Annotated in this window: 12 protein-coding genes; 10 read left to right on the top strand and 2 right to left on the bottom strand. The window is 38.1% G+C overall.

The features are described from left to right. The 4 genes from SFC47_RS21305 to SFC47_RS21290 all read left to right on the top strand — a co-directional run bounded on the left by SFC47_RS21305 (position 1) and on the right by SFC47_RS21290 (position 3,584). Positions 1–1,683: a cbb3-type cytochrome c oxidase subunit I gene (locus SFC47_RS21305; protein WP_411256570.1), complete on the top strand. Its 1,683-nt coding sequence runs from the start codon at positions 1–3 to the stop codon at positions 1,681–1,683. 79 nt (positions 1,684–1,762) lie between these two features. Further along, positions 1,763–2,395 carry an SCO family protein gene (locus SFC47_RS21300; RefSeq protein WP_411256525.1) on the top strand — a complete coding sequence of 211 codons (633 nt, stop codon included), beginning with the start codon at positions 1,763–1,765 and terminating at the stop codon, positions 2,393–2,395. A 3-nt stretch (positions 2,396–2,398) separates the two neighbouring features. Then, the gene (locus tag SFC47_RS21295) at positions 2,399–2,956 is read left to right on the top strand and encodes a hypothetical protein (protein WP_411256524.1); all 558 of its coding nucleotides are present in this window, start codon (positions 2,399–2,401) and stop codon (positions 2,954–2,956) included. 22 nt (positions 2,957–2,978) lie between these two features. Next, complete coding sequence (locus tag SFC47_RS21290) at positions 2,979–3,584, top strand: methyltransferase (protein ID WP_411256523.1); 606 nt, start codon at positions 2,979–2,981, stop codon at positions 3,582–3,584. Between the two features lie 31 nt (positions 3,585–3,615). Here SFC47_RS21290 and SFC47_RS21285 read toward each other — a convergent pair whose 3' ends face one another. Further along, entirely contained in the window at positions 3,616–4,638 is a 1,023-nt protein-coding gene (locus SFC47_RS21285; RefSeq protein ID WP_411256522.1) for a UvrB/UvrC motif-containing protein, read from the bottom strand. Between the two features lie 136 nt (positions 4,639–4,774). Continuing rightward, positions 4,775–5,140: a DoxX family protein gene (locus SFC47_RS21280; protein ID WP_411256521.1), complete on the bottom strand. Its 366-nt coding sequence runs from the start codon at positions 5,138–5,140 to the stop codon at positions 4,775–4,777. Positions 5,141–5,437: 297 nt separating this feature from the next. On the opposite strand from SFC47_RS21280, the gene desA reads away from it, so the two are divergent. The 6 genes from desA (at position 5,438) to SFC47_RS21250 (ending at position 13,826) form a co-directional block, all read left to right on the top strand. Next, the gene (gene desA, locus SFC47_RS21275) at positions 5,438–6,469 is read left to right on the top strand and encodes a Delta(5) desaturase DesA (protein WP_411256520.1); all 1,032 of its coding nucleotides are present in this window, start codon (positions 5,438–5,440) and stop codon (positions 6,467–6,469) included. 144 nt (positions 6,470–6,613) lie between these two features. Continuing rightward, positions 6,614–7,747, top strand: coding sequence for a sensor histidine kinase (locus SFC47_RS21270; protein WP_411256518.1), 1,134 nt, complete (start codon positions 6,614–6,616; stop codon positions 7,745–7,747). A 2-nt stretch (positions 7,748–7,749) separates the two neighbouring features. Next, a complete protein-coding gene (locus SFC47_RS21265; RefSeq protein ID WP_411256517.1) occupies positions 7,750–8,349 on the top strand; it encodes a response regulator in 600 nt (199 codons plus the stop codon). Positions 8,350–8,518: 169 nt separating this feature from the next. Continuing rightward, on the top strand, positions 8,519–10,132 hold the full coding sequence (locus tag SFC47_RS21260; protein WP_411256516.1) for an acyl-CoA dehydrogenase family protein: 1,614 nt from the start codon (positions 8,519–8,521) through the stop codon (positions 10,130–10,132). 127 nt (positions 10,133–10,259) lie between these two features. Continuing rightward, positions 10,260–11,024, top strand: coding sequence for a MerR family transcriptional regulator (locus SFC47_RS21255; protein WP_411256515.1), 765 nt, complete (start codon positions 10,260–10,262; stop codon positions 11,022–11,024). 273 nt (positions 11,025–11,297) lie between these two features. After that, positions 11,298–13,826, top strand: a complete 2,529-nt coding sequence (locus tag SFC47_RS21250; RefSeq protein WP_411256514.1) for an EAL domain-containing protein — start codon at positions 11,298–11,300, stop codon at positions 13,824–13,826. The last annotated feature ends 23 nt before the right edge of the window (positions 13,827–13,849 follow it).

The following is a 13,849-nucleotide window of genomic DNA, read 5'->3' as shown; positions in this document are numbered from 1 at the left end:
ATGGAAGCAGATTTAAAAGTTGGTTTTAAAGATAAAGCAAATAAAATGCTGGGATATCACCCAGAGGATGCAAAATTATCGAAATCATATATAGCAGTAGCATTTATCGCATTATTAGTTGGCGGGTTTTTAGGATTATTACAAGGTTTAAATCGGGCAGGTTTGTTAGATTTACCAACTTGGTTTAATTATTATCAAGTATTGACTGCACATGGACTATTACTAATCCTTGTGTTAACAGCATTCTTTACCATTGGATACTTTTATGCAACACTTTCACATAATTTAGGGGGGCTTCTTCCTAAGGTAAGGAAGCTCGCATGGGTTGGATTCTTCGTTAAGCTTGTCGGATTTGTATTAGCTGTTATACCGATCTTAATGAATGAAGCATCAGTTATGTACACTTTCTATCCGCCGATGGCTGCACATCCTGTATTTTATATCGGATTAGCATTAATTGTAGTTGGTGTTTGGTTATGCTGTATTGGAGCATTTATCCAAGTAGCAAATTGGAGAAAAAATCATAAAGGTCAGCATGTTCCGATTCTATCTTACTTTGCAACTGGTGTATTCGTTCTATTATTCTTCGCTCTAATGTTCGTAGCAGTTGAAGTACTATTTATGATTATTCCATGGGTATTTGGCTGGGTTGAAACCATCAATGTTATGGTAGCACGTACACTGTTCTGGGCTTTCGGTCACACTTTGGTTAATATCTGGTATCTAACTGCTGTATCTGCATGGTACGTAGTTGTTCCAAAAATTATCGGCGGTAAGCGCTGGAGTGATATGTTAACACGTGTGGTTATCATTGCTTTAGTTATTATGAATATCACTGGTGGATTCCATCACCAAATTATTGACCCAGGTATTAATGAAGTCGTTAAATTCATGCACGTATTTATGAGTCTAGCAATTGGATTCCCATCACTCATGACAGCATTTGCACTATTTGCAGTATTTGAGCGTACAGCACGAAGAAAAGGCGGAAAAGGCTTAATCGGCTGGTGGAAGAAAATGCCTTGGGGAGATGTTCGCTTCCTGGCTCCATTTATTGCGATGGTTGCTTTCATTCCAGCAGGCGCTGGCGGTATTGCACAAAGCACAAACCAATTAGACCAAGTGGTTCATAATACAATGTGGATCGTTGGACATTTTCACTTAACATTAGGTATGTCAGTCGTTATGACTTTCTTTGGAATCAGTTATTGGTTAGTTCCTTTTATTTCAAACCGAGTATTAACACCGCAAATCAACCGATTAGGTGTGATTCAAACCTGGATTTGGACAGCTGGTATGGTCTGTATGTCTGGTGCTATGCACTATGTAGGACTGCTTGGTTCACCAAGAAGAACTTCTTATACTACTTATGGCGATCATGCAACTGCATTGGGATGGGACCCATACTTAATGTTGTTAGCAGTTGGCGGTACGTTGTTAATTGTTGGTGTTATTCTTCAAGTGTATGCAGTATTCAATATGATGTTCTTTGCACCAAAAGGTGAAACTGAATTCCCTATTGCAGAGGAAGAAGATAACGCAACAAAAACTCCATATATCACAGAACGCTGGGGATTATGGATTGTTATCATGTTAATCGTTGTAGCAATGGCATATGTAATTCCGTTAACAGAATTTATCGTAAATGCACCTCCAGGATCACCACCGTTCAAAACGTGGTAATTTGACAAAGAAAGAGATAGCCATAAGAACTGGGCTATCTCTTTCTGCTTAAAAAAGAAAAGAGTTGGAAGTGATCACTATGATCAATAATAGGTATACGAAAATCTCGTTGTTTCTAGTTATAATTTTTGGCATTGGACTGTTTTATTTCGGAACAGATGGATTCACTGCCTTTACGGCCGAAACTGCCAGAGTGCAGAAGCTGAAAGATGATAAACCTAAATTCCCTGATGTTACGCTTGAAGACAGCATGGGAAGAAAATATTCAATCTCTGAATTTGAAGATAAATATGTATTTATTACATTTCTCTATACATCCTGCACCACTGTTTGTCCTGAATTAGAATATAATATGAAGCAAGTTTACGATAAACTGCCGAGCGGCGTTAAAGGAGAAGAAATTGTCTTTTTAAGCATAAGTTTTGATCCTGAAAGAGATACCCCCGCAGTTTTAAACAAATACAAAGACTTCTTTAAAAGTGATGGCGAGACCTGGCGGATGGCTAGAATACCGGACCAGAGGGAGTTAGATTCATTATTAAAATCGTTCGGTGTCATCGTGATCCCAGATGATAACGGGAATTATGCCCATAATTCCGCTTTTTATTTAGTGGATAAAAAAGGCAGACTACTGGATGTCATGGACTATAAAAAAATTGACGAAGCTGCAGAGAAAGTTGTTAACTTCTTAGAAGATAGAGGGGAGGAGTAAGCTGTGAATCAATCATTTTATGGGCTCTTGTTATTTATTTTCTTAGCTGCTCCTCCTGTTGCAAATTTTATGGAATCCTTAATGGTCATTCATATGCATATGCAAATGCCAATGCTGGTCATTGCGGGGATGTTAATGGCACGTTTTTTCCAAAAAAGATTTCCTCACTTTTTTGAAAAGTGGAACAGCAATGGAGTTCCGGGAATTACTTTATTTGTTATCCTCATGGTATACTGGATGTTGCCTCGGACAATGGATGAAGCACTAACATCCCCTATCGTTGAAGGGTTTAAGTTTATCAGTCTGCCATTCTTAGCTGGAATCTCATTAAGAGACAGTTGGAAAAAACTCAATCCCTTCGGAAAAAATTCAATTGTTATTAGTTTTACTGTTCTGTTTATCAGTTTAGGATGGTTATATATATGGTCACCAGTACAATTATGTAATAACTATCTAGTAATTGAGCAGGTAACGCTTGGATGGGCTTTTTTACTGACTGCCATTGGGATGGTTGTTTATCTAGGCTATAACTTTTTTATTGACCCTTCCGCATATGAATGAGGAGGCAGGCAGGAGAGAATAAATGAAAGAATCAAAATACGATGAAGTGCTGAATATCGAAACAGAAGGAAATCAAAAGGGATATAACAAGTCCTTCCATTATCACAGATACGAGCCAACCCCTTACAGTGCACTTGAACGATTATTTAGTGAATATGAATTAACCAGCAATGACCATATCGTTGATTTTGGCTGCGGTAAAGGCCGGCTCAATTTCTTTATTCACAACAAATTTCATGCATCCGTTACTGGAGTGGAGATGAACGAAAAGCTATATCAAGAGGTAGAGAAGAACAAAACAAATTATTTAGTAAAAGCTAAGAATAAAGGTGAAATTCAATTTCATTGCTGTTTAGCAGAAAAATATGAAATTAATCCTCTTGATAATCGTTTTTATTTTTTTAACCCATTTAGTATCCCGATCTTTTGGAAAATCATTAATAATATTTTAGCTTCGGTAGAAAAATTCAAACGGGAAGTGGACGTAATTTTATATTATCCATCCGAGGATTATATCTACTATTTAGAAAACCACACATTATTTGAATCAATAAAAGAAGTTCCTATTCCTGGTTTATATGAGAATAATGCCAATGAGCGGTTTTTGGTATATCGCTTGGCCTATTAAACAGCCCTCGATGTCAATGGACAAACGAGGGCTATTTAGTGAGGATTTGTTTTTTATCTATTAAATTAACTATTGCCTTTTCAATGTCTTTATCTTGGCGCTTTCGAATCCAGGTTTCAGGAATGGTTTTATAGGCACATTTACTGCTTTTTAAATAATTATAGATAATCTGAGCTTCGTCAATTTCTTCTCTATCAAGTTCTTTTATGAACCTAATTGATGTATTCTGGAAACAAGAAATCATAAGCGAAGCTAGCTGTTCTATGGATGTGCCATCATCAAACTTTTTGCTGAAAAGGATTTTATTGCGTTTAATAAGAAAAAGTTTGAAGGTTTGCTCATTAAGAGATTCTATTACAGCTACATTCCTGCTTTTTTCAGTGAATTCAATGACTTTTTCCTTTTTCAGTAAGAAGGTAATAGCCTCAATTTTGTCTCTATATTTTGCGGCAGCTTCGAAATCGAAATTCTTAGAAGCATCATCCATTCGCTGCTTCAATTCCTCTAAAATACCCTTATTCTCACCAGACAATAATGCCGCGATATTGTCGAGGATCGAATGATATTCTGCAATGGCAGGACCCCCGCAGCAGATGCCCATACATAATCCTAAGGAATAATTTAAACAGGGAGAACTTTTTTGGGAGTTTGTGCAAAGGATCTTATAGAATTCCTTTATCCCCATAATGGCTTGTTGTACTCTAGCTCTACTTGGATAAGGGCCAAAATATAGCCTGCCGTCCTGTTCCATACGATTATTTGTTATCTCAATGGTACGTATCTTTTTATTCCGGTCAATGACAATATAAGAGTAAGACTGAGGACTTTTCATCATTTTATTAAATAGAGGTTTTATTTCTCTAATTAATTTACATTCCAGCATGAAGGCCTCGAATTCTGTATCTGTAAGAATAAAATCAAAATCCGTAATATTGCTGACCATCTTTATGATTTTCTGTGGATGAGCTTTTGAATGTTGAAAGTAGGATTGAACTCTTCGTTTCAGATTTTTTGCTTTACCCACGTAAATAATAGTGCCATGGTAATCCTTCATTATATAGACTCCAGGGGTGGCGGGAAGACTTTTTACCTTTTCTTTTAATAAAATAATACTCTCCCCTTTCCCCATTTTTCTTCATTTTAACATAAAAAAATACCCAGATTGGGTAAAACAATCTGGTAAAAGGACTCTATGACGGTGATTTCGTGTAAAGGATAAGGAGAAGTATTAACATGACAATGTCTAATCGCGCCCTGAAAGCAAATTCTAAAATTCCAAGGCTTAGGATAGGAAGTTTTGTAAGTATGACGGCCGCAATCATGATTCCAATTAACGGGATCACTGCATTTTTGACACTGCGATTCAGTAAAATGAGAATTCCGCAAATAATCTCTAGAAAGGCGGTCACATACAACATGATATCTGGGTAAGGCAGACCTAAAGAGATAAACATTTCTGCTAGTTCTGTACTAAATAATTTCATTACACCTGACGTAACAAAGACAAATGCAACAGCATACCGGATTAAACTAGACGTTGACATTGAGAGATTCATGTCCATTCCTCCTTTACTAAGAATGTATTCAGAAAATATTGGACATACCCTTTAAGGGAAGAAAAATTTTAAAAAATTTGGGTTAAATATAACCATAAAAGCAGAAAATATAAATGCCCAAAAGGGGAGGAGAGGCTCAAGATATGAGCTTCTCCTCTCTTCGTGTAAAGGGGTAATATGACATTTATCATGCCTGTCACATGACAGCTATATCTACAAAACAATGTTTTACTAGAGCTATACTTTGAATAACAGGCCTTATTAACACAGCCAACAAATTAAAGGAAGGGATTAGTTATGATCGAACAAAACCAAAAGAATTTACGAAAACAAGTTGCCCCCTATGAAAAATCAAATTTACGAGCAAGCATTTGGCAGATTATTAATACCCTGGTACCATTCTGTCTGCTGTGGGTACTTGCTTATCAAAGCCTGCATATATCCTACCTGCTTACATTAGGCATCTCTGTTTTGGCAGCTGGATTCTTAGTTAGAACTTTCATCATTTTTCATGATTGCTGTCATCATTCTTTCTTTAAGAATCGGAAAGCCAATATGATTCTCGGAACAATCACTGGAATATTAACAGTTTTTCCGTATCACCAATGGCAGCATGATCATTCTGTACACCATGCAACAAGCAGTAACTTGGATAAGCGGGGAACAGGAGACATCTGGGTTTTGACGGTGGAAGAATACTTAGCTGCTTCTATCTGGGAACGATTGAAATACAGGCTATATCGTAATCCATTGATTATGTTTGGATTAGGACCGATTTATGTCTTTTTACTAAAAAACCGCTTTAATCGAAAAGGCGCACGCATGAACGAACGTATCAATACTTATATAACTAATGCCGGGATTGTAGCAGTAACTGCCATTCTTTGTTTAACACTTGGCTGGGAGCAATTCCTCTTGGTACAAGCTCCTATCTTTTTGATTTCAGGAACACTGGGAATATGGCTTTTTTATGTGCAGCATACCTTTGAGGATTCATACTTTGAGGAAGATAAACACTGGGAATATGTGAAAGCTGCAGTGGAAGGCAGTTCCTTTTATAAGCTTCCAAAGGTCCTGCAATGGTTAACGGGTAATATTGGCTACCATCATGTCCACCACCTAAGCCCAAGAGTACCAAATTATAAGCTCGAAGAGGTACATAATAATACACTGCCGTTACAAAACGTACCGACCGTAACTTTAGCGACAAGTTTAAGTTCGCTCAAATTCAGACTATGGGATGAGCATGCGAAAAAATTTGTAGGCTTTAAGGAAATAAAGGTCTTATTAAAAAACCAGAAAAAGTTTTTGAGACCGGAGAAGGTGTAAAACGACAAGCCCAGTATAGGGCTTGTCGTTCATTATGTTCTAAAATAGGGTTTTACTAGAATACATAGTAGTAAATGAAGAGAAAGGGTAATTGTGGTAATATTGAGGTAATGAAGTATTAAATGCTGAAAATGAGGTTTTTTCATGATAAAAAGGTATATGACATTCCAGAAAAACAGCGGTATATCACCATATATTTGGACAATTCTTTGCATATTGCCGTTTTATTTTATTTTCCAAACAGCCTCACCTATTAAGATCATTGTCGGTATTATTCTGACCGTACTATTTTTTATCTTCTATCGTATTGCATTCATCTCTAAAGGCTGGCCCGTTTATCTTTGGACGTTTATTTTAATTGGTATCTCTATCACCTCAACGAGCCTTTTTAGCTATGTGTATTTCTCTTTTTTTCTCTCTTATTTTATCGGAAATATAAAAGAGCGCATTACTTTTCTAACTCTGTATTTTATACATTTGATAAGTACTTCCGCTTCCATTAACTTCAACATTGTGCAGCAGGATGAATTATTTCTTAAGCAGCTGCCATTTGTTATCATCATTTGGATTAGCGTTATATTGCTTCCGTTTAATATTCATAACAAGAAGGAAATGGGACAGTTGGAGGAGAAGCTAGAGGATGCCAACAAAAGGATTTCAGAGCTAGTAAAGCTGGAGGAGCGTCAAAGGATTGCCCGCGACCTGCATGACACATTAGGTCAGAAGCTTTCACTCATTGGATTAAAAAGTGATTTAGCAAGAAGGTTAATCACGAAAGACCCTGAGCAGGCACGACATGAATTAAAAGACGTGCAGCAAACGGCACGGACAGCGTTAAGTGAAGTAAGAAAAATGGTGTCTTCCATGAGGGGAATCCGCTTAAAGGATGAGATTGTCCGAGTAAAACAAATATTGAAAGCAGCCGAAATAAACTTTGAAGGAAACCAAGACTTTTCATTAAAAAATGTACCTCTTTTAACCGAGAATATCCTTAGCATGTGTATAAAAGAGGCAGTAAATAATGTAGTCAAACATAGTGGTGCCACCTCCTGTTCAATTTCAATCGAGCAATCATGGAAGGAAATGGTCTTGACTATCCATGATAATGGTGTGTTTAACCGTGAAGGAGAGAAGGAGTCGAGAGGAAGCGGTCTTTTAGGAATGAAAGAACGCCTGGAATTTATTAATGGCAGCTTAGAGCTTCTAACAGAAAAAGGTACAACTTTAGTAATTAGAGTGCCTAATGACGTAAAGCCATCAATTAAAGAGGAGGCGTAAAAATGATTAGAATTGTAATTGCAGAAGACCAGCAAATGCTATTGGGCGCCTTCGGTTCACTTCTAAATTTAGAAGATGATATGGAAGTGGTTGGAAAGGCTTCAAATGGGGAAGAAGCGGTAGCTTTAGTAAAGAAGCATCATCCTGATATCTGTATAATGGACATTGAAATGCCAGGGAAAACAGGGCTTGAAGCGGCAGAAGAAATAAAAGGGTTGGATTGTAAAGTAATCATCTTAACAACCTTTGCGCGAACAGGATATTTTCAACGTGCACTTAAAGCTGGGGTAAGAGGATACTTGTTAAAGGATAGTCCAAGTGAAGAGCTGGCAAGCTCCATTCGTCGTGTCATGGATGGAAAACGGATTTACGCCCCGGAGCTTATGGATGATGTATATTCTGAAGAAAATCCGCTGACAGATCGTGAAAAAGAAGTATTGGAACTTGTTGCTGACGGCAAAAACACACAAGAAATCGCAGAACAGCTCAGCATCAAAACAGGAACCGTCCGCAACTACATCTCAACCATCCTCGACAAACTAGACGTCAAAAACCGAATCGAGGCCATCAAACAATCCAAAGAAAAAGGCTGGTTCAAATAAGGTGCCACATGGTGACAGGCACCGCTCGTGGACACTTTCCACCCCATATGGACACTTGATTAGAAAATGTTGAAACAGGAAAGTGATCCTGTTTCTTTTTGTTGGGTTCCTCGTGTTATAATTAGACTGAATTTTATGATTAGTTAAATAATAAGGGAGTGAGCTTAGGATGAGTTTAACTTCACATGATACAGAAACAAGGGGTAAGAATACGTATAGTTTTGATGAATTTGTTTCTAGTCGTGAGAATTCGGATTGGTATCGTGATGAACCGTTTTTACAGAAGGCTGTGAGGAAATATACTGGAGCTCAGTTTGATCAGATTCATGAGGAAATGCTTAAGTTTTCTCCTAGAGTGTCTTTAAAATGGAATTCATTAGCTGAACGGAATGCGAGACCAGAAGCTCGTCCTTATATGCTTCATTATGATGCTTTTAATCATCGAATTGACCGTATTGTCCGGCCCTACGAAGTACATCAGTTAGAGACTGAAGTTTTCGGCGAAGGGCTGCTTTCGAGTAGGATGCTTCCTTGGGAAAGCTTTGTGAAAAGAATGTTAACGCACCAAATAGGTGAAGGCGGAGTAACCTGTCCATTAACCTGCACCCATGGATTGATTGCCCTCCTAGAACAATTTCCGAATAATGAAATACCTGAACTTCAGGATATCTTGCTACATACAAAAGAAGGAATTGATGGGGAATTTGCCATAGGAGCCCAGTTTATGACGGAAATTCAAGGCGGTTCAGACCTCCCTGCCAATGTTCTTGAAGCCGTACCGGACGGTAAAAACTATCGACTATATGGAAATAAGTTTTTCTGCTCGGCGGCCCATGCAGATTATGCTGTTGTTACAGCAAAAATAACGGGGACAAACAAGGTATCAACATTTATCGTTCCAGCATGGCTTCCCGGTGATAAGGTGAAGGAAAAACGTAATGGTTACCAAATTAATCGGATAAAGTGGAAACTGGGTACAGCTGAATTGCCAACTGCAGAAATTCACTATAATGGTGCCCTTGCTTATCCTATTGGACCTAAGGACAAAGGAATCGCTGTAGCGGTAGGAATTGTTCTAACACTGTCCAGGCTCGAAATTGGAATTGCCTGCGCAGGGTTTATGCTGCGGGCATCTAGAGAGGCTAACCTCTATGGAGACTTCCGAACTGTCTTTGGCAAAAAGGTAAAGGAGTATCCGCTCGCTGCAAGTAAGCTGAGAAAAATTGAAAACGCTGCCAATAGGACCGCGGCAGGTGCATTTAAAATTTATGACCTCTTCTTACGGTTAGAGAAGCCTTTAAATCCTGGCATTCATTCAGATTATCCTATCGAAGTTCGAAAGCAGCTGTTTAATTTGCGGGAACTGGTTTTACTTCAAAAAATCTGTGCGACTAATGAGGGAGCGGAAGTCCTTCGTGAGGCAATTTCAGTATTTGCAGGTCACGGGGTAATGGAGGAGTTTTCTGCATTACCTAGAATTTTCCGTGATGTGGTTGTCAATGAACAATGGGAGGGCCCGCGTAATCTGCTTCTTACTCAAATTTATCGCGACATTCAAAGAGTTTGTGACTGGTATTCCCCATCTGATTTTGTTGGCAATGTTTTAAAAGGGGCACACCATGAAACAATTGAGCAATTCTCTAGTCAGCTCAAGGCACTGCTCCAAAGGCCGGTACTAGGAGAAGTAAGCGAAGATTCACTTAAAGCGGCTAGTGAATGGGATACTTTTTGCGATTCCTTCTTTAAAGCCTATCAAGAAGTGGCATTAGCTGAAATAGAATAAAAAATTAAAGCCAGTCATTTGTCATTCGGACAAATACTGGCTTTAATTTTTTATGAAAAATAGGCAAACTAGGTATTGACCTTAACGTTGCGTAAAGGTGTATCGTGATTTATGAGGAGATGATCACATGGAATATACAATACAGAAACTCGCTAGTCTAGCAGGTGTCAGCACCCGAACACTTAGATATTATGATGAAATTGGAATTCTTAAGCCGGCAAGAATCAATTCATCTGGATATCGAATTTATGGCCAAGAAGAGATAAATACTCTGCAGCAAATCTTGTTTTATCGAGAATTAGGAGTGGGCTTAGACAGCATAAAGGAAATTGTAACAGCACCAGCCTTTGATGGGGCAAAAGCCCTGCGGGAGCATCGTAAAAAACTCCTCAAAAAAAGAGAACAACTGGATTTACTCATTGCAAATGTCGATAAAACAATAGCAAATAGTGAAGGGAGAATAATCATGTCAAATAGAGAAAAATTTGAAGGATTCAAGAAAAAGATGATTGAAGATAACGAGAAAAAGTATGGCAAGGAAATCCGTGAAAAATATGGGGAGGAAACAGTTGAGGCTTCTAATGCAAAAGTCATGAACATGACACAGGAGCAGTATGAAGAAGTAACGGCACTAGCTGAAGAGATTCACACTACATTAGCTGAAGCTTTCAAAACCGGAGACCCCGCCGGTGAATTAGCACAAAAAGCAGCCCAGCTCCACAAGGACTGGCTGACCTATTATTGGAAGAGCTACAGCAAAGAAGCTCATGCAGGTCTAGCTCAAATGTATGTGGATGATGAAAGGTTTACAGCTTATTATGATAAAGAACAACCAGGTACAGCACAGTTTTTAAGGGATGCAATTCTTATTTTCACTGGTCAAAAGAATTAATAGAAAAAATTCACTCAGCGGCCAGCTGGGTGAATTTTTTTGTCTTACCTTTTTCCAACATATTCCCATGACAAATTTTGTCGATTGTATATCAATTATGACAGAAATTTGTCATAATTGATAAAAATAGTTAACACTACCTTCGTAGTGTTAATCCTCGGAAGAGCCAGTACTAAGTAGTATTTACTAAAAATGAAAACTAGGAATATATTCCTAAGCTAAAGAGCGATTGGACTTCTATTGTGTATGTATAGTTGAAGGAGGATAAAATTGTTGGACAATAAAGAAAAAATTAATATCCTATTAGTTGATGACCGGCCTGAGAACTTACTAGCTTTAGAAGCAATCATCGAGCATGATGATTTCAATTTGATTAAAGCCACCTCTGGTGAAGAAGCATTGAAATGTTTATTGAAACATGACTTCGCTGCGATATTACTGGATGTTCAGATGCCGGGAATAGACGGTTTTGCGACGGCTAAAATCATAAAAGCACGTGAAAAGACAAAAAATATTCCCATTTTATTTATTACCGCTAATTATATGGATTCAGAACATATCTTCACGGGTTATTCTGTTGGGGCCATTGATTATATTCTAAAGCCTTTTGATCCTACCATTTTAAAAGCAAAAGTAGAAGGTTTTGCAAACTTATATAAATTAAATAAACAATTAATCCATCAGGCAGATAGATTAAGAGAGAAAACGAAGGAAATAGAAGATGCCAACTTGGAGCTTTCAAAAGCGGCCGCAGAACTAAGTGTTTCAGAGGCCCTCGCCACTGTAATTAGTGAGACATCTATAGATACCATGGTGGTAATCGACGAACATGGTATGGTCTTAAAAGTGAACCCTGCTGTGGAAAAAATGTTTAACTACATAGAGGATGAATTAGTAAATCAACCCTTAACTGTTTTGTTTTCCAATGAAAAAGCTAAGTTATCGATCGAAAATATTTTGAAAACAATTAAAAACGTAAATCATTTATTGGGCTACGAGAATTTATATGAGGTTACGGCTTCCCGAAAAGATGGAACCACCTTTCCAGTTGAAATTCAAATAGGAAAAAGATATGTCCAGAATCGAAGTTTGATAGCCTTTACAATAAGAGATATTACAAAAAAGAAACAGGATCAAGAAAAAATCACCCACATGGCCTTTCATGACAGTTTAACGAACCTGCCTAATCGCCGGCGATTTAATGAGCAGCTTGCAATAAAACTAAATGAAGCTAGGCAATCGTATCAACCGCTTGTGATCATGTATATTGATATGGACCGTTTTAAATATATAAATGACTCTCTTGGCCATATGATGGGGGACCGACTGCTGCAGGAAATTGCCAATAGACTGTCTGAACGTGTCCGTAAAACAGACCTTGTAGCCAGAGTGGGAGGGGACGAATTTACGATTCTTCTTCCTGGCACAGACCGGGAAAATGCACTAGAAATTGCAGAGGGAATATTCAAGGCCTTTAAAAGTCCATTTAACATTGATAATTATGAGTTATTCCTTACCGCCTGTATTGGCATAAGTACCTTCCCTTATGACGGAGAAGACTCTCAAGTTTTGCTTCGGAATGCGGATGCTGCCCTTTATCGGGCCAAAGAACAAGGGAAAAACCAGTATAAAGTTTTTCACACCGGAATGAATATCCAGTCTTATCGAACCTTTATTATGCAAAATGACTTAAGAAAAGCAATCGAACGAGAAGAATTAACCCTTGTATATCAGCCGAAGGTTGAAATCGATTCTGGGAAAGTAAAAAGTGCGGAGGCATTATTACGATGGAATCATCCAAACTGGGGAATGATATCGCCTGCTGAATTTATTCCATTAGCGGAAGAAACCGGACAAATTGTTGAAATTGGCAGCTGGGTGCTTAGGCAAGCATGTGAGCAAAGCAAAGCATGGAAGGCTGCAGGCTTTATGCCTGTTCCCATATCGGTGAACTTCTCAGCACAACAATTTCTACAAAAGGATTTAATGGAAAATACCAAGCGAATTTTAAGAGAGACAGATGTAAGTCCCGAACTAATAGAGGTTGAAATTACGGAGTCTATGCTCCTGGGTAATGGCGAAATTATTACTAGAACGTTAAATCAGTTAAGAAAAATGGGAATGAAAATCAGTATTGATGACTTTGGAACGGGTTATTCTTCGCTAAGTTACCTAAACCGCCTCCCGTTAGATACATTAAAGATAGACCGAACTTTTATCCAAGAAATCTCCGAGTCTTCTAAAAGTAAATCACTTATTTCTGCTATTATATCGTTAGCTCATGGATTAAATATGAAAGTAGTAGCAGAAGGGGTGGAAACAGAGGAGCAGCTGAAATTTCTTAAACTTCATCAATGTCAGGAAGCGCAAGGATATTTATTTAGCCCTCCGGTCCTGCCAAAGGATTTTGAAGGTTTTTTAACACATCATCAAAAGGAAACAAACCTGCGAAAAGGAATTATCTACTTAGATAATAAAGTAATAAGGCCAAAAGGTGGAGAGAAGACTGCAGCGGCAGCAGTCAATAATCCAGAAGGCGGACCAAGCCAGCAAATCCTTGTTGCTGCACTTGAGCGGACCAAAAAGATTTATTCCATCTCATCAAGGGAAATGGATGTTTTTAAGTTTTTGGTGAATGGATTAAGTAATAAAGAGATCTCTGATGAACTATTCATTAGTGAACATACAGTTAAAAATCATATTACCCGGATTTTCCAAAAACTTGCTGTCAGTGATCGCCTGCAGGCAATGGCGAAAGTCTATCAAGCTTGTATTGAAGAAGGAGATCATCTCCGAGCCTAGGAGGGGAAAATTAAAAGTAGGGA

It is taken from the genome of Neobacillus niacini (assembly GCF_046591715.1).
Taxonomy (GTDB): Bacteria; Bacillota; Bacilli; order Bacillales; family Cytobacillaceae; genus Neobacillus; species Neobacillus niacini_L.
Note: the sequence above shows the minus strand (reverse complement) of the source record. Positions and strands in the feature narration are given on the sequence as shown.